Origin of the sequence: Synechococcus sp. MU1648, assembly GCF_023630615.1 — a bacterium.
Classification (GTDB): Bacteria; Cyanobacteriota; Cyanobacteriia; order PCC-6307; family Cyanobiaceae; genus Parasynechococcus.
The window spans coordinates 151,931-171,230 of record NZ_JAKUHI010000003.1; the positions used below are offsets into that span (position 1 = coordinate 151,931).

Sequence of the window (19,300 nt, forward strand, 5' to 3'; positions counted from 1 at the left end):
CATTGAACCCGTCTGAAACTGACGCAATCAGGCGGGCACCCCCTCCAGAGCCGTTGTGTTACCCGGGTCGTTGGACTTGGACGCCACGTCGCCAATCACCCAGGCCTGATGTTGTTTGACGCGGCAGTAATCGATGACAGTGCCTTCACTCCCTGCCGGCACAACCAGACAGAAACCGATGCCGAGGTTGAACGTGTGCCAGAGGTCCCGTTCGGGAATGTCTCCTGCGTCCTGCAGCCAGCGGAAGAGTGGAGGCCTGGTCCAGCTGGTGGCGTCGATGCGAGCAGATAAGCCTTCTGGCAGGCACCGCGGCAGGTTTTCCGGTAGTCCCCCGCCTGTGATGTGGGCCATTCCGTGGAGCTCACATCCGCCCTGCAGCAGATGTTGCACGAGGTCGGCATACAGGGTTGTGGCTGCCAGTAGGTCGCTGATCAGAGGCCGCTGGTCATCGCCATAAACGGTGCTCGCATCAGCATTGGCACGTTGCAGCACCTTGCGCACCAGGCTGAAGCCATTGCTGTGCACGCCGCTGCTGGCCACACCGATCACGCTGTCGCCAGGCTGGATGCGCTGGCCGTCAATGAGTTGGTCTTCTTCGACGACGGCCACGCAAAAGCCGGCGAGGTCGTAGCGCCCCTTGGGATAGAACCCCGGCATCTCCGCGGTTTCTCCACCGAGCAAGGCACAGCCGCTTTGCCTGCATCCATCGGCGATTCCCTCCACGACCTCAGCCATCGCCGACGGCGCCAGAGCACCAGTGGCCATGTAATCCAGAAAAAAGAGAGGCGCTGCTCCTGAGGTGATCACATCGTTGACGCACATCGCCACCAGGTCGATGCCAACGCCGTGATGGCTGCCATGCTCCTGGGCCAGTTCCAATTTGGTTCCGACGCCATCGGTGCCCGACACCAGCAGGGGCTTTCGCAGGCCGCTGGGGAGGCGCATCACCCCCCCAAATCCCCCAAGGCCTCCGATGACCTCCGGTCGGTGGGTGGCTTCCACAGAGGCCTTGATGCGCTGCACGAACGCACGTCCGGCTTCAACGTCAACTCCAGCGCTCTTGTAATCCATGGAATGAATCCGTTGCAATGATCCTGCAATGCCGGGGCGCCTGTGCGGCTTGGGCTGCCGGCACAGCTTCTGATTCGATCTGCTTATCGTTTCTTTATTCCCGGCTTATGCGTGGGGGCTTGCTTTTGGGCGTTGATCTGCCAGTCAGTGCAGGGATTGCCGGTGCAGTCGGGCTTGGGTTGTTGTGACGGTCATGGCGATGGGGCCCCATTTTCTTTCGGGAGCGGTTTTTTTAGGTTCTCAAGCAACTGTTTGATTAGGCCAGTCAACGCTCGAGAACTGCGACTTCAGTTCCGTTTCGTTGGTCAAGCCGCTCTGCATGCGAGTCCTTCTGACGGTGGCCACGCTCTCCGGAGCGATTTCAGGTAGTGCTGCACTCTTGCCCGTGGTGGCAAGCGATTTTCTGGCTGTTGATGGTGCAGAACGCCTGGATCCCCTCGATCTGGTCGTCGAGCCACAGGTGTCTGAGTTGCAGGCAACGCTCTCTCCTGCAGAGGTCAAGCAAGTCGATGCACCCCCTGCAGCGGAGCTCCCTAAGCCCAAGCTGAGGGTCGTCCCTGACGTCGTCAAAGTCATCACCGGAGAAGCCAGTTGGTACGGCCCCGGTTTTTATGGCAACCGAACAGCGAATGGCGAGGTCTATCAGCCCGGCACGATGACGGCGGCCCATCGCACGCTTCCCTTCGGCACCAAGGTTCGTGTGACCAATCTTTGGAACGGGCGAAGCGCTGTTATTCGCATCAATGATCGTGGGCCCTTCGTTTATCACCGTGTGATCGACCTTGGCCACGGCGCCGCCTCCGATCTTGGGCTGACCGCCTCTGGAATTGCCCAAGTCAAGCTTGAGGTGCTGCGCTGAGCCTTGTTGTTCTCTCCACGCAAGCCGAGCTGGAGATCTTCCGGACTGGCCTCCGTGGACCGCTTCAATTCGTGCCCACCATGGGTGGTTTGCATGAAGGCCACGGCCAGCTGATTCGCCGAGCTGCCCAACAAGGCCCTGTTCTTGTGAGTGTGTTCGTCAACCCACTCCAATTCGGTCCTACCGAAGATTTCGACCGCTACCCCCGCGCGCTCGAGGCGGATCGGGTTTTAGCCCAAGGCAGTGGCGCCAACGCCCTCTGGGCTCCGAGTGTCGACACGGTCTACCCCGGTGGACTCAATTCAGTTGTGTCCCGGTCAGCGCCGGCCGCCCTCCAGTCCCATCTCTGCGGCGCATCCCGTCCAGGTCACTTTGATGGTGTGGTCACAGTCGTGGCCCGTCTCCTGCAGCTGGTGAAGCCCTCATGTCTTTGGCTAGGTGAAAAGGATTGGCAGCAGCTCGTGATCCTGCGCCGGTTGGTCGCTGATCTGGATTTGAACCTGGCGGTGCAGGGGGTTCCCACGCTTCGTGAAGCGGATGGCCTGGCATTGAGTTCCCGCAACCAGTACCTCTCTGCTGCGGATCGTGAGCGGGCTGCTGCTCTGCCAGCAGCTTTGCGCCGTGCTGATCAGAACGATCCCAAGGATTCAGTCCGCAGGAGCCTGTGTGATGCGGGGCTTGAGGTGGAGTATGTAGAGAGGGTCGATCCCCTCAGTCTTCAGCCCTGTGGGTCTGAAACCGCCATCTCGCTGCTGGCCGCGGCGGTGCGCTGCGGGACGACCCGTTTGATCGATCATGTCTTCCTGATGACTCGCCAGCCTCTCGTTGCCATTGATGGCCCGGCCGGTGCCGGGAAAAGCACCGTTACCCGGGCTTTTGCTGAGCGGTTGGGGCTGGTCTACCTCGATACCGGCGCGATGTACCGGTCGGTGACCTGGTTGGTGCAACAAAACGGTGTGGACCCCCAGGATGCGACGTCCATTGAGGCTCTCTTGAATGCCTTGGATCTTCAGCTGCGGTCGCTGCCCGGTGGCGGCCAGCAGGTGTTGGTGAACGGGCAGGACGTGAGCGACGCGATTCGCTCCCCTGAAGTCACAGCGTCGGTCTCGGCTGTGGCGGCTCACCGCTGCGTGAGGCAAGCGCTGACGGCACAGCAGAAGGCGATGGGTGCCAAGGGTGGCTTGGTTGCGGAAGGTCGCGACATCGGCACGGCTGTTTTTCCGGATGCTGATCTAAAGGTGTTTCTGACGGCCACGGTGGGCGAGCGCGCCCGGCGTCGAGCCCTTGATCTTGAGCAGCGGGGTTTCCCGGTGCCTGAGCGATCTGAGCTCGAGGCACAGATCGCCGAACGGGACCATCTCGATAGCACCCGCGAGGAAGCCCCCTTGGTGCAGGCAGACGATGCTGTGGAGCTCGTCACCGATGGCATGAGCATTGCGGCTGTGATCGACGCCCTGGTGACGGAGTTTCGGTCTCGAGTGGCCGAAGAAGCCTGGCCTACGCCGGCGGGCTGAGCTCGTCGAGCAGGTTGGAACAGGCATCCTCGAGCAGGTCGAGCACATGCTCGAAGCCCGCGTCGCCTCCGTAATAGGGATCGGGGACCTCTGTTTCAGAGAAGCTGCGGGCGTAGCTGAGCATCGGTTTGATGGTGGCTGTCGCCCTTGGGCCAGCTTCCCTGGCCAGTCCTTGCACGGCGGTGAGATTGTCGTAGTCCATGGTCAGCACCAGATCGAAACTCGAGAAATCGTCGAGGCTGATCTGTCGTGCGCGGCTGGGCAGCTGAATGCCGCGGCGGTTGGCCGCTCCCTGCATCCGTCGGTCCGCCGGATTGCCCACATGCCATCCGCCTGTTCCGGCGGAATCCACCACGAATTGATCGCTGAGACCACGTTCCTGCAGCAGATGCAGAAATACGCCTTCGGCTGCTGGAGAGCGGCAGATATTGCCAAGGCAGACGAACAACAGTTTTTGGGTCATCCGGCGTTGATGCGTTGGAGGGCTCGTTGGGCCCGCAGCTGCACCACCCTGACACCCTCAGCATTGGAAGCGAGCTGCTTCAGCGAGGCATGGCCCTGTTCTGCTAGTTGCTGCGACACAGTCGTGCCGAGCAAACGCTGCTCGAGTCCGTAGGCAGCTGCGTAACGCACGACCCACTCGTCGTCTCGTCCCGCTTTGAGCAGTCCCTGGAAGCAACGTTCAAGCTGATCTTCCCCCGCGTCTTTGGGCAGCTCCAAGTCCGCCAGGCCGCGGGTTGCTGAGCGCCGCACGCTTGGTGCAATGTCGGCCTGGAGAGCATGTTCGAGAAGATCAAGACCCCGTGGATCCCTTAGCGCTGCAAGCACTTTCACCACCCATGCCCGTGCTCCGTAATTGCGGGAATCCAGACTCACCAGAAGAGTGGGAACGATGTCTCGTCCCAGCTGAATCAGTCCCTGCGTCGCCACTGCTGCCACCGCTGGATTGTTGAATCCAAGTACCTTCACGAGTGGCTTGGCGGCCTCAAGGTCGTTCAGTGCACAGAGGGCTTGCGTTGCTCGGACCAGTTCAGGGGTGCTGGTGGCGCGGTCGAGCGTCTGAATCGCCTGGGCTAGTCCTGTCGTGGTCATCAGAGCAGGCCATCCATCGCATCGAGGACCTCGTCTGGGTCGTCGTTGTGTTCCGCCAGTTCACGGAGTGCGACCAGCTTCAGGCTGGGCTCTACTGCAGCCGAGCGGATTGAGGGGATAGCGGCGATCCAGCCGGTGGCTCCGAGGTCGAGCAGCGCGCCACGGCGAACCAACGGTTCGGGATGGTTCAGCAGCTTTTTGAGTTCAACTCCCCAGTGATCAAGTGCTGTGAGCTGCAGCAGAGCTCGGCAGGCTGCTGAACGGATCAACGGCCGAGGATGCTTCGTGAACGGCTGAATCACTGCGAGGTTGCTGCTGCTGGCATCACCAATGTCACCAAGGGCCTCCAGCAGGGCTTCACAGGGTTCGTTGAGTAAGGGGGAAGAGGTCTGCTCTTGTCCTGCCCCTTCCAATCCACTTGCCAGCAAAGCGCGGATGCCCTCAACAGCCCCACGGCTGCCCATCGCTCCAAGAGTGCGAACGACCTCTTCGCGCACGGTGTAGTCGTTCGATCTCAGCAGCAGCAGCAGGCGTTCTTCTGCCCTGGCATCCCTAAGCAGAGCAAGAGCACGGATTGCGTTGAGAGCTATACCGCGTCGTTCGGTATCGATCGGTGTGTCATTCAATGCCTCAAGGGCTTTCAGCAGCAGAGGGATGGCATCTGGATGCCGGCTGCGCATCTTTCCCAGCCACCAGGCGGCGTAATACTGCGCTGAAGGATCCTCTGTTTGGCGAAGGTTCTGGATCACCTGCGCTTCACTCAGCGGTTCCATCACACCCAGGCCGACGTCATGTCGGCTGTCCAACTTTGGGTTTTCTTGAACTGGAACGGTCCAGCGATCGAGCCCCAGCAGCGCTCATTTGTGGTTGGGTCATGACCGCGGTCCAGGGTTGATAGTGCTTCCCCCTCCAGGTGAAAGCTGCTCACCAGCACGGTGTCTTTTCCATCCCTCCGCACGATGCATTGGCAGCCGGGCTCCATGGCCCCGTGGTAGCCGTCCTGTTGTTCGACCACCTGGTAGTGGCATTGATCCAGGCTGATGAGATCACTGTCCTGAATCGCAAGTCGCAGTTGCGGGTCAAACGTTGCCCCAGCGAAGCGTTCCGGATCGCGGAAGATGTGATTCCAAAGCTTGATGGCACCGGAGGGCTGTGCTTCAGCGCGGATCATGCGCAACCGATAGGGATGCTTGGGGTCGACTGCGTAGGTCTGCTCGAGCAGGATCGATCCTGGACGCAGCTGTGCCAGGGGGCGATACCTCAGGAAGATGTGGGCATAGAGAGGCGGGTTATCGAAGGCTTGTTGCTGGTTGCTGTACTCGCCGCAGAGCAGGTTGAGAAAACGCCGAACATTGGGGGTGATCACAGCGCTCTGATAAGGCCAGAAAAGAACAATAAAAAAAGCCCCCCGAAGGGGGCTTTGCAGACAACATCACCCGATCAGATCAGGGCGTTGATGGCGTAGTCGATGTAGCTGTTGGCTTCGGTAGCAGCATCGCCGCTGAGGCCGTGGTTGGACTTGATGTGCTTCAGAGCTTCCACGTACCAGGAAGGGGAGAGCTCAAAAGTACGGTTGATTTCGGCCAGGCCGGCAATCAGGTAGTCGTCCATGGGGCCAGTACCACCAGCGACCAGGCAGTAAGTGATCATGCGCAGGTAGTAGCCCACGTCACGGGAACACTTGGCCTTGCCTTCGGGGGTGGCTGAGTAATTGGGGCCCGCCATCTGAGTGGTGTACGGGAACTTGGTGTACACAGCTTGTGCTGCGCCGTTCACCAAGGAATCGGCCTTGCTTGTGAGCGCTTTGGCTGCTTCGAGACTGGCTTTGGCGCGATTGAAACGGCCGGAGGCAGCCTGAACTTCGGTGTTGCTCAGGAAACGACCCTGGGAATCAGCTGCTGCAACAGCTTCGGTAAGAGGGGTTTTCATTGGTTGATAGGAGAAGTGAAAGACGTCGGATCAACGCGTCGATCAGGCGACGGATGCTGCGGCCTTATCGAAGTAGGTGCCGATCTCGCTACTCAACGAGGCGCAGTCGCCAGTGGAAATACCTGTTTTGTCGTTAACGATGGCAAGGGCTGCCTCCTTCATCAGGTTGACGCCTGCTGCAACCGATGCACCAGGAGTACCAAGGGCGAGATAGGTCTCACGCAGGCCATTCAGGCAGCGGTCTTCCATCACGGAAGCGTCGCCGGTGAAAGCTGAGTAGGTGACATAACGCAGGATGATCTCCATGTCACGCAGGCAAGCTGCCATGCGACGGGAGGTGTAAGCGTTACCGCCTGGTGAAATCAAAGAGGGCTGCTGAGCAAACAGCTGGCGTGCGGCCGAAGCAACAATGCTGGAAGCGTTGCTGGAAATGCGGTTAACGGCATCCAGACGCTTGTTGCTGTCGGAAACCATGGAAGCGAGGGCGTCGATCTCGCTGGTGCTGATGAATTGTCCCCGGGCATCGGCCTGGGCGACAACCTTGGTGAAGGCGTCGAACATGGTTGTTGTTCCTGTGAACTACGTCTGGAAGGGGAATCTCAGACATGAAAGGGAGTGCTGAAGGCTATTGCCTCCATCCCGTCGCCTGCGATTCTGACCAACAGCTCCGGAGCCTCCCGAAAGCTGTTCATAATGCTTAACTCCCTTGCTACAACAAGGAAGTGGTGAGGCTTTTCTCAAAGATCGAAAAGCACCTCGTGGATGTATGCCTCTGTCCACTCACTGCCGTGAAAGCGGGTCAACATTCCTCGGGCCGGGTCTTTCTCGGCGCGATAGTCGGTGTAACGACGTTGACCAGCGAAGAGAACCTCAGAGCGCTGGTTAGAGACAGGTTCAGCCGTGGCCGCAAGCCGCAGATAAAGAGACAAGTACTCATTGAAAGCAGGTCGTACCACGGTTTCGATCAAGTGCTCCCCTTCTTCCCCGAGAGGAAGACGGGTCCAGAGAAAGCCAGGAGAAAAGAAGGGCTGGGCTTCTTCGGGGATCGGCCCACCGTCGGGTAATTTCTCGCGCCACCGCTCAAAAATTGGCATCAACTGATCCCAAACCGGTCGCGTGTGTTGCTCATCGCTTTTATCGGCGGGCTGAAGGTCGAGTGCAAGAAGATGACCGCCAGGCAGGGTGACGAGATCACCTCCAAAAAAGGGCAAGTCGTACTTGGAGGATGGATTGATGACGAAATTAAGTACCGATGCTGCGTCCCCCCCGTTGACACAAGCGGCACGAACTTGCCGAAATTTTTCAGTGCGGCAAGCCCATGTGGCTGTGGTCACGGTGACTGGCTTCGCCCGTGAGCCAATTTGCCCCTGCTTGAATAAAAAATCTTGTTCAATTGGGTAGGGCTGCGGCTCAAATGTCTGGAGTGCCGCAACCGCATCATCAAGAAATGGCTGCCATGCCCAGCCCGGTATTGCGAGCGGGTCAGAGCTGTTAGCGCGCTGGAGCGTCATGATTTAGCAGATTCAGGGAAAAGAAATTCGTGCAGGAAACGATCAGACCAATCACTGCCAAAATGACTGCTGAAAAGGCCGTGCGCAGGATCTCTCTCGGCGCTGTAGATATCGTAGTTTTTTTGAAGCTGCTCTACTTTTTCGGGATTGATGAACGATGAGTTTTTAACTGCTTCGTCGTGCAAGTTCCAATAAGCTTTTAGGAAAGCGCTAAAGGCAGGAGGCAGTGATGTTGTGGCCTGTTCCGAGCCGCCACGGCAGAAAAGCAACCAGGAGGAGAAATACTGATTTGGGTCGAAAGACCGCATTGTCTCTTCTCCGTTGAGATCAGGGAATTGAGCATTGAGAGACTTCAGACCATCGAAGTACCGTTCTAAGTAATCCTTGTCTTGAACGAGGGGCTGGAAATCTAGAACTGCCACTAACTTCTGCTTGGCTCCGAACCAGAGAAGATCAACTCCCATCAGAGGATGGTCGTAGGCGTAATCCGGATAGGCAACTGAATTCAGCACCTGGAGGCTGTCGCCAGCATCCAATCTTGTAACGCGCCAACGACGAAATCCAGGAACGTCCCAAAGCCAGCTTTGGATCGTGCTGGAGCGCTTGGATGATTGATTGTGCTTCAGACCAGGGGGAACCTCAATTGGCACTGCGCCCCGGGCTTTGATCCCTGAATGCAATTCATCAAGAAATGGATCAAACATGATGTTCAGCCTTTGCTTGTAGAGGTCGCCATGGCCAGGTTCAGTGAACGCTCGGAAATGCCGGCGATTTCAGCATCGGTAGGGCATCGAAACTCAGTGCAATATGTGGTCATTGCAACGCCGTCTAAACACTGAACAGAACTTACTCTCATTCTGATCTGATCTGTCACAAACCAACACCGTTCAATACCAACATTGGTGTCATATCGCGTCGTGATTGTTACCACTCCGTCGTCCGCAAAAGTGTATGTGCTCAGTACGGATTGTTTCTCGACATAGCCTACATCTCTCAGAAGAAAACCCTTGCGGGAATCATCGTGGGAGGGGACGTCGATCACGACTGCCGCATAGTCATCGTTGCGGACGCCCTTCTTGATGTTGCTTTCCCACCAAAATCTAGCTCCACCAGAACTGTCTTCGGTCTTAATGTTCAAAGAATCGCAGATTTTGGATACGACTGGGTCATCTGAGTTGAAAGGTTCAATGATTAGATTCGAGTCTGCCGCTTCATCATCTTGGTGGTCGAGGTGATGAACAGCGCGCCTGTTCAACCAAGTTCCGCGGCTGGCTTGAAAAAAATCCGCCATCGTCATCGGCGGGGAAAGTGTTTTGACCATTGGCTTGAACCTGTTGAATAGATGAATTCAAGTCGACGAACGAATTATTGCCTAAGCGGATCAAGATTGTGCCTGCTGCGCATTCTTCTGGGCGACGAGTTGTGACATGACTTCGTCGAGCCGTTGTAGCTCTGGATGCGCCGCTACCGTGGCGTCGATTTTTTTCTGTGAAAGGCGCAGTTTTTTGCCTAGACCAATTACATCTTGAAAAAGTCTTTCTCGGTAGGCAGCTAATTCCTCAATAGACTCTTGCAATTCTTGGATGCTGGGTAAATCGGACGCTGCGTTGTCCATGCATTTCACATGTTGACCCTGGCGATACTAAGCCTCCAACTCGCCTGCTTAACGCTTTTGTGAACCTTCGCTCAGCATTGCTCAAACAAAGGAAAGAGTGCTGTTGAAGGTGCCCTGTTCAGCTGGAGGAACTCCTTGCTATTCCCGCAAGGTGACAAACTTTTGCGTAAAGGGGCCTGTTTGCAAAGCCAGCTGACAACTGAGTTTAGCCTTGGTCAGCGCTTCCACCACCCTTGGGCTACCAGGTCTCTAAGGCCTGCTCACCCATCGGTCCCCGAAGCACTGCATCCCCCAAACTGTCTGGCCCCCAATGCTCGACGCATTCTCCCGCACAGTCGTCAGCGCTGACGCCAAAACTGCACCTGTTGGTGGTAGCGACCTCGCTAGCCTCCGCTCCTATGTGCAAGAAGGCAACAAGCGTCTGGACGCTGTCAATGCCATTACCTCCAACGCTTATTGCATCGTCTCCGATGCGGTAACCGGAATGATCTGCGAAAACACAGGTCTCATCCAGGCCGGAGGCAACTGCTACCCCACGCGTCGCATGGCTGCTTGCCTTCGCGATGGTGAGATCGTGCTTCGCTACATCAGCTATGCCTTGCTGGCTGGTGACGCTTCCGTGCTGGACGACCGTTGCCTTAACGGTCTCAAGGAAACCTACATCGCTTTAGGTGTTCCTACTCAGTCTGCAGCCCGCGCAGTTGCGATCATGAAATCCGCTGCTACGGCTCTGATTGGTCAGACCAATACCCCTGCAAGCGGTGGTGCTAAGTACCGCAAGATGGAAACCACTCAGGGCGACTGCTCTGCACTGGTGTCTGAAGCAGGTTCCTACTTCGATCGTGTGATTGGCGCTATCAGCTGATCTGCGGACGAACAAGTCTTCTCTTTTTACCTTCTCAGCACCTTTTACCTAAGGATCTCAAATGAAATCCGTCGTCACCACTGTTGTGACCGCTGCTGATGCAGCCGGTCGCTTCCCTTCTCAGAACGACCTTGAGGCTGTTCAGGGCAATATTCAGCGAGCTGCTGCTCGTCTGGAGGCTGCTGAAAAGCTGGCCGCCGGTCTGGACAACGTCACCCGCGAAGCTGGTGATGCTTGCTTCAACAAGTACGCCTACCTGCGGCAACCCGGTGAAGCCGGTGATAGCCAGGTGAAGGTCGACAAGTGCTACCGCGATCTCGGCCACTACCTGCGCTTGATCAACTACTGCCTCATCGTTGGTGGTACCGGCCCTCTCGATGAGTGGGGCATTGCTGGAGCACGTGAGGTGTATCGCACCTTGGGTCTTCCCACCAATGCATACATTGAAGCTCTCACCTACACCCGCAACCGCGGTTGTGCACCTCGTGATATGAGCCCCCAGGCTCTGAACGAGTTCAAGAGCTACCTTGATTACGCGATCAACGCTCTTTCTTGATCCGCTCAAGGTTCTAGCTGGAGGGGGGGGCACTTTGCTCCCCCCTTTTTTGTGTCCGTCAGATGGAAGACCTTGAATCACCCATCACAGACAAGCTTCAATTCCATTAGATTTCTCAAAGAAACTGTTTTTTGATGACAACGTTTGTTCTATCTCATAACTTACAAGTTCAATCAGAGCACGTGCCTGCATTGAATTTTGAGGAGCTTGCACAAGCACTTAAATCTCTTTCGGAAAATATTTCATCAACTGCAGTTTTCGATCATCCTCATTGGAAACTCTCAATATCATCTGATTTGTCGCCGCAAGAACTGGCTGCTGATCTAGTTCAGACATGGTCTCAATACCGTCGACAACTTGGGCATGAGATGAACCACGTTGTCTTGGCACTCGGTGGAAGGAAGGATTCCCAAGCTTCTCCTGGAGCTCCACTCCAGGAGGGATATTGGGGTGTTGACTTAGTTGAAACAACCGATGAAGTTGCTTTTCTTCAGGCGATCAATTGGGATGTTCTTAAATCTGGGCGTCCAGAAGATTCCATTTTTCAGGTTTCCTCAGCATCCCTATAAGCAGTCCTTAAGACTGCTTTCGGCGATTTTTGCGACGACCAGAGCTTTTTTTGGTCTCTTTACTTTCTTCTATCTTGTCTGAGGTTTTCTTGCTAGAAGAAGACTCAGACGTCGATGTCAATTTCTCAACTAGTTGTCGTACCTTGGAAGTCGATTCTTTCGTTTTAGGTGTTGCTGTCAATGGACGATGCTCGGCTTTGCTCCACCCGACACATGTGATCGATGTTTTGCAACTTCTAAAAGCTTGCATCCATTGCGCCATGAATCGGGTATCAACACCAACTGTGTGTGGCGTTGAGGGCCTACAGCCGTCCATCACTCCTGTCGAAACCTGAATCAATCGTCCTGGAAATGGTCCCATAATTTTTTATAGTGGATAAAAAGAATTTTGCCCCTTGTATCGTCTGTTGGCAAGCTTGCTAATACTTTCTTATCTTGACGTGAAGCATTCAATCATCTACAGCATGTAGAATCATTGAGAAGTTGGTCATTTCTGATGCCCGGTGTTTTTGATAATATTCATGCTGGCCTTGATCAAAGCGAGGCCGTTAATATCTTATCTAAAAAAGTTGATGATTTAGAGAGTGAAAGTGATTATTATATGGCCGTTTCCCACCTGATCAATTTTCCTGACCCAATAACAAGCCAAGCATTATTAATTTTTCTCGATAGGCCGTCTACAGTTACACCTATAGGTCTTGCACAACGAAAAGCTGTAGAAGTTCTTGCGCGATTAGGGGTGACAGAGGCCAAACCTAAAATTGCGAATTTTTTAGATAGCTCTGACATTTATATGGTTGAGAATGCTGCTTGGGCTTTGGCTCGTCTGAATTGTCAAGACCCTGAAGTGCATCAACGCATGATTCATTTGGTGAATGACACTTGTCAAAATCAAAGAGTCTTAATTCAAAGTTTATCTAAGCTTTCTGTTAAATCAGCAATTTCAACGATTTCGGCTCTTACAGCTCATGAAAAGCCTTCGGTGCGCGGTGCAGCCATCGCCGCCATGATTCAGCTATCTGGAGATCATTCACATCTGGCTGATCTTTCAGATCATTTGTACAGTTCCAATCAAATGGATCGACAGTCGGCTGTACAAGATGTGATCGACGCGAATGCTGTTGAGCTTTTATCTGATTTACTCCAGGCACCAATTTCCCCTGCATTTCGGATGCGAGCTGTTCGAGCTTTATTTGATAACCCTGTAAAAAAACTCTCAAACGATCACGCAATAACAGCAGTTGATCAACTTTTTTTTGATGATCCTCGGTCGATAACTGTTCTTCATCATTATGCTGAATCTATGCCTACACAGCTTTTGGTAGAGGGCTTGTTTCACCCAGATTTCAGTCGTTGTTATCTTGCGATGCAGGCGCTCTTAAACTGCGATGCTGAAGAGACTTGGATTGCTGTTGACAATTGCTGGCGAGAAAAAGCCCATAATGACTACGGTGCGCACTATTTTTTGATGCGTTTGTTTGGACTGAAGGCAGGTTGGAGTGATGAAGCCCTTGTTCGAATATATAAAATCCTCTCGGATGCGATTATAGATAAGCGCCCACAATTTAGAAAATCACCACCAGCGGCTTTGTTATCATTCGCTAAATTGTTTCCTGGTCAATACGATTGTATTCTGGACAATTGTTTTTCTCTAGAAAATAAGCCTGGTTGGGACATGTGTTATGCAGGCCTCCTCTTAATCCAAGCTGATCAGACAGATCGTCTGCAAATTCGATATCAACGTCAGCTACAACAGCTTGTCGAATCTGATGTCGACAGTTTGCTGCGTCTGAAAGCACAGGCAGTTATTGGTTAGTTGAGAACCAAATTCCAATTTCTTATGACCCGAGACATCCAATGCTAATATGGAAAACTCAATGATTAGTCTATTAAGTGAGCGACGATTCGATTATTCCTTCAATTGAGGCATTATTTGAGGATCTAATGCATCCCAATCCTAGGATTCAGGAAGAAGCCTGTTTGATTCTTTCTGAGCACTATCAGAAAGAGGCGATGCCAAAATTATTAGAACTTTTCTGTCATCATGACCCCAAAGTATATAGAGCGGCTGTTAAAGGAATTGGTTTCTTTGGGAGTTCTGCATTCGATCCTTTGATCGAACTTTATGCAACAACTGAGAATCAAACTGCAAGGCGTTGTTGTCCGAAGGCATTCGTACAATTGTTCAAGAACTTTCCTGATCAGCCTTTTCCTGATTCAGTGATGGAGATGCTGGAACAAGGGATTGATGATACAGATATGGTGGTCGTACAAGGTGCCTTGATGTGTCTCGGTCAGATTGGTAAGCAACAATTTAAGTCTGAAGAGGCAATAAGACTTCTGGCAAGGTCTCTCAGCAGTGAAAATGTGGCTTTGATCTTTAGTGCATCTCAGGCTCTTGCCGATATCCCGAATCCTATGGCTGAAGATGCTTTACATAAACTTCAAGAAAACAATGATGATCCATTGATTCAGGAAGCAGCTCAGTCTGCATTGGCACGACTTCAGAACCTATTAAATTCCAGAAGTTAATATCTTTTCCTTTATCCAGTTACTGTTTTTACTCCTTCATAATAGCCTCCCGCACGAAAATCGAAACGTTCTACTTTATCCTCTTTGGCACATGTTGTCTGTGAATAATGTAGGAGTGTGCTAAATCCTTCCGGCACCATTTTTGGGCATAATCTTCCCACATCATTAGCAAATGGGCAGAAATAGACACCTGCCCATCGATTCAGGAAACGACCCTTTATCTCATCCGAAAAGATAAATCCATGTTCATCTGCGAGCTTGAGAATTTCCTCGGGCTCAGCTTCCTGGAAAAGAGCTCTGAATGGCAAATCTTCTTCTAGAACTTCAAGAAAGCGTATGAATTCAGCACGCGACATAGAGAATCTAGTTGCTTATCCATATTTTACCAGCATGTATCCGCTTCTTATCAGGGTTGTTTTGCTTATGGAGAGTCCAGAGGGCTTTTCATGCTCCTTGGATGTCAAGCCCCGTCTGCTTTGCCAGGCTTCTGTGTAAAAAGTAAAGTATTAACCAAGCATGATTTTGAGATTGGCTTGTTGCTTCTTGGTGCCTATGCAATGGATGAAATTCTCATCGTGCTCTGATTACTTGCTTCGCTTTATTCTTCTTAAGCTAGATATCCATTAATTATCAATCTTGCTGGTGCACGGGTCAATTCTTACCAATTCATCGTTATAGATAAATTCCCCTGTTAGAAATAAATATACGCGTTTCGCATGGTGCCTAACTCGCAGAGATTTGATACTTTATTTTCGTGGATGGATGAACAGCAGGCCATTGGATTGCTTTCACAAAATATTAATACTCTCGATAATCCGGGCATTAAGTATATTGCAGCGACAAGGCTGGGAGCTTGTTCTTCGCGAGACTCTCTTGACGCGTTAGTTTTAGCTGCCACTGGGGACCGAGAAAATATTTTTGACTCTATTACACGCCGCAAATCTATTGAAGCACTAGGACGTCGACGTGATCTCAGTACATTGCCTACCATTTATGATGCTATGTCTAGTAGCGATGAGCAGACGATTGTTAATGCGGTTGATACGTTGATTAATTTTGGCGTTCCACTTGATTCTCAGTTTAAATCATCTCTTTTAAAGATCATTCAAGATGGATCAGATGTGCTGAAGCGTGTTGCAATTCAGTGCTTTAGTCGTTTGGAGATGCATGACAGTAATGGGATAATCTCTAAGCAACAGAGCAATCCAAATATATTGGTTAATGGCGCATCTATCGCTTATTCAATAAGAGTTCAAGGTGATAAGAGCAAGTTGCAGACTCTTACAGATCACCTCGAAAATACCAATGTTATTTATCGGAGATCGTCGGTTATTGATATTGGTGATGCTGGTGAGCCGTCTCTTTTGTCGAATATTGCAAAAGTAGCCGTTTCAATGCCCTTAAGAGCTAAAAGTGCGTTCAAGATAACTCCAAAGATTAAAACTGAATCCCAAAGAAACCTGATCAATCAAATGTTGCAGGATGATTCTCGTCATCTCTGTTTCACGCAAAGTGTTGACGTACCTGTTGATTTAAAAGAAGTCTGCGACTTACTAAGGCATAGAGACGAAGAACGCCAGTATTCGGGTGCAAAAACCTTGTTTACTTGGCCGGTTGCTGGTCTAGCGGAGGCAATCAACTCTATTTGGGAGAATCATGGCTCCGACTATGGCGTTCACTATCAAGTTAACTGTTTGATCTCTCAACTTGGATTAACAGAATTATCTTTCATTACCAAGGAATCATTATCAGAGCCAGCTCCACAGTATGCAAAATCAAAAATTGCAGCCACTTGGGGATGTTTAAACTTAGGTTTATCCGAATGTCGCAGTGAGATTGAAAATTTATTTATGATGTCTAGTTGGGAACCTCTTCGATGGACATGTGCAGAGGTTTTACGCAAGTTGTAGAGGGCTGATCCTTTATTGTTTTGATTAGCTGTTTAGAAAGGTAACTTGTACTGCCTCGACTTTTCTATGGTTTGACTTGGAAGTTCACCAAAGGCAGTGTAGTAACGTCGCGCATATCTTCCTTGATGTTTAAACCCATATTTAATCGCAATATCTCGAATTGAGTATAGTTTTAATTTCTGACGAGCTTCCTTGTTGAGCATCATTCTCCTCGATTCTTCTAGCCTAATATGTGTCATCAGCTCAATGATTCCCATGCCAAAGAATTCCTGACAGACGCGATATAATGATGCCTGGCTTGTGTTGATATGTTTGCACACTTCAAGCAACGATAGAGGAGATTCCATAGACTTTTGGCTATGGGCAAGGCTGATGATTTCTCTTAATTGACCGATATTTTTTTGTCCATGACTATTTTGTTCACTCATTGGTTCTTCGAGGCATGCTATTACTAGGTCAAAGTATTTTTCTGGCGTCTGAATTCCTGACGATACCTCTTTTCTCGCTAATCTTTTGAGTTGGCCTAGGGCATTATTATTGGAATAAACTCCCTGATCACTCGTGAGTCTTTCGAGTCCATCGTATGCTTTGCAGTTTTCAAGCAATTCAAGGAGTAGTTTTTTATCAATCATGCAACCAGTACTAGAGCATTCACTGGAATATTTTCCCCATGCATTCCCTGGTACTGAGTTAATAGTTCCAAATCCAGCTAGACTATTATGCGCCATTTTAAATCCATCACAATATCCAAAGGCATCTTGAATGTCTATTTTTGGAGTAATCCAATTGAAGTCGATGGTAACACCATTGCCCCATCCCTCGTACAGCAAGGTTTTGTTGGCAGATATTTCTGCAAGTGATACTTTATTGGCAGTTGCGGCTTGCATCGTATAGATACCATTGCCACCATCTAGCTGCGTTATTTTTGTAAGTTGACCAAGTTTTGCCAGCTCTTCAGAAATCTCTAGTGGATCACGAAATTCAAAAGTTGTTTTCATCCTTTATTCTCCCTTCCAAGCACTGAATGAATATATATTCCTATTTGATCGATCTATTGTTTGACTGGGAGTTTCTCCATAATACAAAGAGTAGGAGTGCTCAAACTTTCTCCAGTTTTTGAAACCATAGTAAAGTGCTGTTCTTTTCTTTGTAAATTCTTTGAGTCCGGTTGAGGAATGGGGAGTTAAAAATGCCTTGCGGGTCTGCTCCAAACGTATTCTTCTGACAAGCTCAATTACATCCATGTTGAAAATTCTTCGACATGTAGTATTTAGAGAGTCTCTATTTGAATTGAGGTATTCAGTGATTTCTTCGAGTGTGATTGGCGGCATTCCTGCACGATCTTCGTGAATCAGTTTGACCATGTCTTCTATGAGGTCTGTTGACTCACACCGATGTGCATCAGATGCTGATTGATTGTCTTCATTGTCAAGAAATATGATTGCTAGATCGTAAAAGGAATTCGGTTTCTTTGATGGCTGGCCGTTGAAATGATCATGGAATAATTTTTTGAGTTGAGTGCTGGCACGATCATCCGAGTCAATTCCAATGCATTCTTCGAGCCTTGCATAGGCATTAAATGCATTCAATTTATTTATTCTTTCTTGTAATTTATTCCATTTTAAACTCATGCAGCAAAGCTCTTCATTTGCTCCCACAATGTCCCAGATATTTCCTCCTGTTTTGTTGATCCGATTGAATCCGGCAATACTATTTCTCGTCATCTGGTGGCCACTTATTGTTGTAAGTGCCTCCTTATTAGTTGTCGCCAAACTATCTAGCCAGCAGAACGATACTGATTTTGTATTAGCTTCTTCCTCGTAGAGCAGTGTTTGGTTGGATTTGAAAATTTCAAGATGGACATCTTGAATTGGTGAGCAAGTGGTCTGCGTTTCTAGAATTCCGGTGCTTAACTGAGTTACATTGCAGCCGAAGCTGGAGGTTGAATGATATTCCTCAAAATGTGCCTTGCAAAACTCTTCCATTTCGAGCGTATCGCAAAAAACATAATTCCGCGATCGTTTTCTTCGCAAGACCTTTCAGCTTATTTTTTCTACTCTATGGTTTTTGGGGCTCATGCGTACGAAGCTTGATGTTTTTCTTGAAGATTAAATTTTCACTTGCTACTATCCGCTTCTTATCAGATTTGCTTGAATTCCTTCTATTTATGTTATGCGGAGTAGAAGTTGGGCTGCTTAGGGCATCCTTTTAATGCTTTGGCCCTCTTATTCGTATTTGCTCCTGTGTTCTTATAAATCTCTACTTAGTATGTTGATTGCAACATTGAATACTGCTTGTACTGACTCATCTGTTTCTGCTGACTTTGCCCTTTCTATGCTTTCTACTGAATTATACGCTTCTAATTTCATCAGCGCCATTGCAGTATTCTTGCGTACCTGATTGTCTTCGTCAATCAGCTTTTTGCACAGCATATGTTCAACATCTTCTGCATCGCATGATTTTCCAATCAGGGTAACTGCTTCTGCTCTCACCTCCGATGAGATGTCATCTAGTGCTTTGAATACTCTGATTTGTGCCCGAGGATCATCACTTTTTTGTATTTGATCTCCTAAAGCTGAAATTGCAGCAACTCGAACTTCAGATACGTCTGAATCTGCAGCCTCTAGCAATGCCTCGGGTGCTTTTGCACCAATGAAACTTAGCGCCAGGTTGATCAAGCCAACCTGAAATGGTGTGCAGTCTGGATTTTTCAGGATTCCTAGTAAGGAATCCATGGCGTCGGGTCCAATGGTTGCCATTGCTCCAGCAGAAGATCCGAGTACAACTGGATCACTGTCTTCTAAAAAGGCTTCGAGCAGAAAAGGGAGAGCTTCCTTTTGTCCTATTAAATTGAGCGTCTTTGCTGATGCTCTCCTGACGATGACATTCTGGTGACTTCGAAGTGCTTTACAGAGTATGGGTATAGCTTTGTCTCCTACTGCGCCAAGACTTTTTGCAAAGGTGAGTCGCAGAGCTCCTCTCGCATCTCCGAGACCGGCGACCATTCGCTCGAGTGACTCTGCATCTGATTGAGGGATTTCACCTTCACCTAACTGTGTGCTGAGCTCATCAGCAAGCTGCTGTGCTTCTTCTTCCGTGAGTTGGCTTTCGCTTATTGATGAGATATCGCTGAAATCCTGGAGCACGGTGGACGTCCAACTTCGTTGAGTCGCAATCTAAGCGACTCTGATCAGGCACCTACCGGCTTGTGGGGCTTTGCAGTGTCGCCGCGTGGGCACAAAAATGCCCCCTTCCTGGAAAGGGGGCAGAAGTGATG

At 50.7% G+C, this 19,300-nt stretch carries 23 protein-coding genes; 8 read left to right on the forward strand and 15 right to left on the reverse strand.

All coding sequences use genetic code 11. From position 1 onward, the window contains the following. Positions 1-27: 27 nt before the first annotated feature. Positions 28-1,071, reverse strand: a complete 1,044-nt coding sequence (gene purM, locus NCN06_RS05625; RefSeq protein ID WP_226398210.1) for a phosphoribosylformylglycinamidine cyclo-ligase — start codon at positions 1,069-1,071, stop codon at positions 28-30. 319 nt (positions 1,072-1,390) lie between these two features. Here purM and NCN06_RS05630 point away from each other — a divergent pair, with 319 nt between their 5' ends. Continuing rightward, positions 1,391-1,930: a septal ring lytic transglycosylase RlpA family protein gene (locus tag NCN06_RS05630; RefSeq protein WP_226398211.1), complete on the forward strand. Its 540-nt coding sequence runs from the start codon at positions 1,391-1,393 to the stop codon at positions 1,928-1,930. Further along, positions 1,927-3,444: a bifunctional pantoate--beta-alanine ligase/(d)CMP kinase gene (locus NCN06_RS05635; RefSeq protein WP_226398255.1), complete on the forward strand. Its 1,518-nt coding sequence runs from the start codon at positions 1,927-1,929 to the stop codon at positions 3,442-3,444. Before NCN06_RS05630 ends, NCN06_RS05635 begins: the two co-directional genes overlap by 4 nt. Here NCN06_RS05635 and NCN06_RS05640 read toward each other — a convergent pair. From NCN06_RS05640 to NCN06_RS05685, 10 genes are all read right to left on the reverse strand, one after another. After that, positions 3,428-3,907, reverse strand: a complete 480-nt coding sequence (locus tag NCN06_RS05640; protein ID WP_226398212.1) for a low molecular weight protein-tyrosine-phosphatase — start codon at positions 3,905-3,907, stop codon at positions 3,428-3,430. The two genes, NCN06_RS05635 and NCN06_RS05640, sit on opposite strands and share 17 nt — an antisense overlap. Then, the gene (gene cpcF / locus NCN06_RS05645) at positions 3,904-4,536 is read right to left on the reverse strand and encodes a C-phycocyanin alpha-cysteine-84 phycocyanobilin lyase subunit CpcF (RefSeq protein ID WP_250398726.1); all 633 of its coding nucleotides are present in this window, start codon (positions 4,534-4,536) and stop codon (positions 3,904-3,906) included. The genes NCN06_RS05640 and cpcF overlap by 4 nt, the downstream gene beginning before the upstream one ends. Further along, positions 4,536-5,309, reverse strand: coding sequence for a HEAT repeat domain-containing protein (locus tag NCN06_RS05650; protein WP_226398256.1), 774 nt, complete (start codon positions 5,307-5,309; stop codon positions 4,536-4,538). Before NCN06_RS05650 ends, cpcF begins: the two co-directional genes overlap by 1 nt. Beyond that, positions 5,309-5,902 (reverse strand): chromophore lyase CpcT/CpeT, encoded by a 594-nt coding sequence (locus tag NCN06_RS05655; protein ID WP_226398214.1) that lies wholly within the window; start codon positions 5,900-5,902, stop codon positions 5,309-5,311. Before NCN06_RS05655 ends, NCN06_RS05650 begins: the two co-directional genes overlap by 1 nt. 74 nt (positions 5,903-5,976) lie before the next feature. Next, positions 5,977-6,465 (reverse strand): C-phycocyanin subunit alpha, encoded by a 489-nt coding sequence (gene cpcA / locus NCN06_RS05660; protein ID WP_115022894.1) that lies wholly within the window; start codon positions 6,463-6,465, stop codon positions 5,977-5,979. A gap of 42 nt (positions 6,466-6,507) precedes the next feature. After that, on the reverse strand, positions 6,508-7,026 hold the full coding sequence (cpcB, locus tag NCN06_RS05665; RefSeq protein ID WP_226398215.1) for a C-phycocyanin subunit beta: 519 nt from the start codon (positions 7,024-7,026) through the stop codon (positions 6,508-6,510). Positions 7,027-7,202: 176 nt separating this feature from the next. Continuing rightward, a complete protein-coding gene (locus NCN06_RS05670; RefSeq protein ID WP_226398216.1) occupies positions 7,203-7,976 on the reverse strand; it encodes a phycoerythrobilin:ferredoxin oxidoreductase in 774 nt (257 codons plus the stop codon). After that, the gene (locus NCN06_RS05675) at positions 7,973-8,680 is read right to left on the reverse strand and encodes a 15,16-dihydrobiliverdin:ferredoxin oxidoreductase (RefSeq protein ID WP_226398217.1); all 708 of its coding nucleotides are present in this window, start codon (positions 8,678-8,680) and stop codon (positions 7,973-7,975) included. Before NCN06_RS05675 ends, NCN06_RS05670 begins: the two co-directional genes overlap by 4 nt. A gap of 5 nt (positions 8,681-8,685) precedes the next feature. Continuing rightward, positions 8,686-9,297 (reverse strand): phycobiliprotein lyase, encoded by a 612-nt coding sequence (locus NCN06_RS05680; RefSeq protein WP_226398218.1) that lies wholly within the window; start codon positions 9,295-9,297, stop codon positions 8,686-8,688. Positions 9,298-9,357: 60 nt separating this feature from the next. Then, complete coding sequence (locus NCN06_RS05685; RefSeq protein ID WP_226398219.1) at positions 9,358-9,591, reverse strand: DUF8630 family protein; 234 nt, start codon at positions 9,589-9,591, stop codon at positions 9,358-9,360. Positions 9,592-9,901: 310 nt separating this feature from the next. Between NCN06_RS05685 and cpeB the strand changes: the two genes are divergently transcribed. The 5 genes from cpeB to NCN06_RS05710 all read left to right on the forward strand — a co-directional run bounded on the left by cpeB (position 9,902) and on the right by NCN06_RS05710 (position 14,113). Further along, positions 9,902-10,456 (forward strand): phycoerythrin subunit beta, encoded by a 555-nt coding sequence (gene cpeB, locus NCN06_RS05690; protein WP_166017569.1) that lies wholly within the window; start codon positions 9,902-9,904, stop codon positions 10,454-10,456. Between the two features lie 61 nt (positions 10,457-10,517). Next, positions 10,518-11,012: a C-phycoerythrin subunit alpha gene (gene cpeA, locus NCN06_RS05695; RefSeq protein WP_115022908.1), complete on the forward strand. Its 495-nt coding sequence runs from the start codon at positions 10,518-10,520 to the stop codon at positions 11,010-11,012. Positions 11,013-11,146: 134 nt separating this feature from the next. Next, positions 11,147-11,581 (forward strand): DUF2656 family protein, encoded by a 435-nt coding sequence (locus NCN06_RS05700; RefSeq protein ID WP_226398220.1) that lies wholly within the window; start codon positions 11,147-11,149, stop codon positions 11,579-11,581. A 496-nt stretch (positions 11,582-12,077) separates the two neighbouring features. Further along, a complete protein-coding gene (locus NCN06_RS05705; protein ID WP_250398727.1) occupies positions 12,078-13,397 on the forward strand; it encodes a HEAT repeat domain-containing protein in 1,320 nt (439 codons plus the stop codon). A gap of 77 nt (positions 13,398-13,474) precedes the next feature. Continuing rightward, on the forward strand, positions 13,475-14,113 hold the full coding sequence (locus NCN06_RS05710; RefSeq protein ID WP_226398222.1) for a HEAT repeat domain-containing protein: 639 nt from the start codon (positions 13,475-13,477) through the stop codon (positions 14,111-14,113). Positions 14,114-14,124: 11 nt separating this feature from the next. Here NCN06_RS05710 and NCN06_RS05715 read toward each other — a convergent pair whose 3' ends face one another. Then, positions 14,125-14,469: a Nif11-like leader peptide family natural product precursor gene (locus NCN06_RS05715; protein WP_115093405.1), complete on the reverse strand. Its 345-nt coding sequence runs from the start codon at positions 14,467-14,469 to the stop codon at positions 14,125-14,127. Between the two features lie 402 nt (positions 14,470-14,871). Here NCN06_RS05715 and NCN06_RS05720 point away from each other — a divergent pair, with 402 nt between their 5' ends. After that, positions 14,872-16,023 (forward strand): HEAT repeat domain-containing protein, encoded by a 1,152-nt coding sequence (locus NCN06_RS05720; protein WP_226398223.1) that lies wholly within the window; start codon positions 14,872-14,874, stop codon positions 16,021-16,023. A gap of 32 nt (positions 16,024-16,055) precedes the next feature. On the opposite strand, the gene NCN06_RS05725 is transcribed toward NCN06_RS05720, so the two are convergent. The 3 genes from NCN06_RS05725 to NCN06_RS05735 all read right to left on the reverse strand — a co-directional run bounded on the left by NCN06_RS05725 (position 16,056) and on the right by NCN06_RS05735 (position 19,169). After that, positions 16,056-17,021 carry a helix-turn-helix transcriptional regulator gene (locus tag NCN06_RS05725; RefSeq protein WP_226398224.1) on the reverse strand — a complete coding sequence of 322 codons (966 nt, stop codon included), beginning with the start codon at positions 17,019-17,021 and terminating at the stop codon, positions 16,056-16,058. A gap of 3 nt (positions 17,022-17,024) precedes the next feature. Then, positions 17,025-18,008: a helix-turn-helix transcriptional regulator gene (locus tag NCN06_RS05730; RefSeq protein ID WP_226398225.1), complete on the reverse strand. Its 984-nt coding sequence runs from the start codon at positions 18,006-18,008 to the stop codon at positions 17,025-17,027. 264 nt (positions 18,009-18,272) lie between these two features. Beyond that, positions 18,273-19,169, reverse strand: a complete 897-nt coding sequence (locus NCN06_RS05735; RefSeq protein WP_226398226.1) for a HEAT repeat domain-containing protein — start codon at positions 19,167-19,169, stop codon at positions 18,273-18,275. Between the last annotated feature and the right edge of the window lie 131 nt (positions 19,170-19,300).

What these genes read in the sequence shown, in the direction of transcription:
- purM (WP_226398210.1), bottom strand. Translation starts at nt 1,071, where the DNA reads ATGGATTACAAGAGCGCTGGAGTTGACGTTGAAGCCGGACGTGCGTTC.
- NCN06_RS05630 (WP_226398211.1), top strand. Translation starts at nt 1,391, where the DNA reads ATGCGAGTCCTTCTGACGGTGGCCACGCTCTCCGGAGCGATTTCAGGT.
- NCN06_RS05640 (WP_226398212.1), bottom strand. Translation starts at nt 3,907, where the DNA reads ATGACCCAAAAACTGTTGTTCGTCTGCCTTGGCAATATCTGCCGCTCT.
- cpcF (WP_250398726.1), bottom strand. Translation starts at nt 4,536, where the DNA reads ATGACCACGACAGGACTAGCCCAGGCGATTCAGACGCTCGACCGCGCC.
- NCN06_RS05650 (WP_226398256.1), bottom strand. Translation starts at nt 5,309, where the DNA reads ATGGAACCGCTGAGTGAAGCGCAGGTGATCCAGAACCTTCGCCAAACA.
- cpcA (WP_115022894.1), bottom strand. Translation starts at nt 6,465, where the DNA reads ATGAAAACCCCTCTTACCGAAGCTGTTGCAGCAGCTGATTCCCAGGGT.
- cpcB (WP_226398215.1), bottom strand. Translation starts at nt 7,026, where the DNA reads ATGTTCGACGCCTTCACCAAGGTTGTCGCCCAGGCCGATGCCCGGGGA.
- NCN06_RS05670 (WP_226398216.1), bottom strand. Translation starts at nt 7,976, where the DNA reads ATGACGCTCCAGCGCGCTAACAGCTCTGACCCGCTCGCAATACCGGGC.
- NCN06_RS05675 (WP_226398217.1), bottom strand. Translation starts at nt 8,680, where the DNA reads ATGTTTGATCCATTTCTTGATGAATTGCATTCAGGGATCAAAGCCCGG.
- NCN06_RS05680 (WP_226398218.1), bottom strand. Translation starts at nt 9,297, where the DNA reads ATGGTCAAAACACTTTCCCCGCCGATGACGATGGCGGATTTTTTTCAA.
- NCN06_RS05685 (WP_226398219.1), bottom strand. Translation starts at nt 9,591, where the DNA reads ATGGACAACGCAGCGTCCGATTTACCCAGCATCCAAGAATTGCAAGAG.
- cpeB (WP_166017569.1), top strand. Translation starts at nt 9,902, where the DNA reads ATGCTCGACGCATTCTCCCGCACAGTCGTCAGCGCTGACGCCAAAACT.
- cpeA (WP_115022908.1), top strand. Translation starts at nt 10,518, where the DNA reads ATGAAATCCGTCGTCACCACTGTTGTGACCGCTGCTGATGCAGCCGGT.
- NCN06_RS05700 (WP_226398220.1), top strand. Translation starts at nt 11,147, where the DNA reads ATGACAACGTTTGTTCTATCTCATAACTTACAAGTTCAATCAGAGCAC.
- NCN06_RS05705 (WP_250398727.1), top strand. Translation starts at nt 12,078, where the DNA reads ATGCCCGGTGTTTTTGATAATATTCATGCTGGCCTTGATCAAAGCGAG.
- NCN06_RS05715 (WP_115093405.1), bottom strand. Translation starts at nt 14,469, where the DNA reads ATGTCGCGTGCTGAATTCATACGCTTTCTTGAAGTTCTAGAAGAAGAT.
- NCN06_RS05720 (WP_226398223.1), top strand. Translation starts at nt 14,872, where the DNA reads ATGGATGAACAGCAGGCCATTGGATTGCTTTCACAAAATATTAATACT.
- NCN06_RS05725 (WP_226398224.1), bottom strand. Translation starts at nt 17,021, where the DNA reads ATGAAAACAACTTTTGAATTTCGTGATCCACTAGAGATTTCTGAAGAG.
- NCN06_RS05730 (WP_226398225.1), bottom strand. Translation starts at nt 18,008, where the DNA reads ATGGAAGAGTTTTGCAAGGCACATTTTGAGGAATATCATTCAACCTCC.